The sequence below is a fragment of the Pseudoalteromonas sp. S1609 genome, from assembly GCF_005887255.1.
Classification (GTDB): Bacteria; Pseudomonadota; Gammaproteobacteria; order Enterobacterales; family Alteromonadaceae; genus Pseudoalteromonas.
Window position 1 is genome coordinate 1 of sequence record NZ_PNDJ01000205.1, and the last position, 375, is coordinate 375.

General features: G+C 41.6%; 1 pseudogene. It reads right to left on the reverse strand.

What is annotated here, in order from left to right:
* Positions 1-375 (reverse strand): annotated as a pseudogene (locus tag CWB76_RS19445) (deoxyribodipyrimidine photolyase); the annotation flags it as partial.

A 375-nucleotide genomic window follows, 5' to 3' on the forward strand; every position in this document is an offset into this window, starting at 1 on the left:
AAAAAACTCTGCATAACATCGCGTGCAAGTCGCGGCCCTCCATATTGAAAGTTGTCATCGTCAGCTGTGTAACTGTCTGGTAATTCTGGAGATTGGTAGTGTGTGAGTGTCACTGTTTTAATGTGTTTCCAATCTGGGGTGGCAATTGGCGCTTGCATTGTTTGTTGCCAGCATTCATTCCAATTATTGCGATTTTTTTTACCCCGAATGACAGCCCCCGTTGGTGACTCTAACCAGTTAATCTGATTATGTTGGCACCATGCTTTAATCGCTTTATCGCGCTCAAATGTATTATTTAAGCCGATTTCTTGGTGACTAAAGAGATTAATTATTTCAAACTGGGTGTGTAGCTCTTCAAGCAACGACTGCATATTT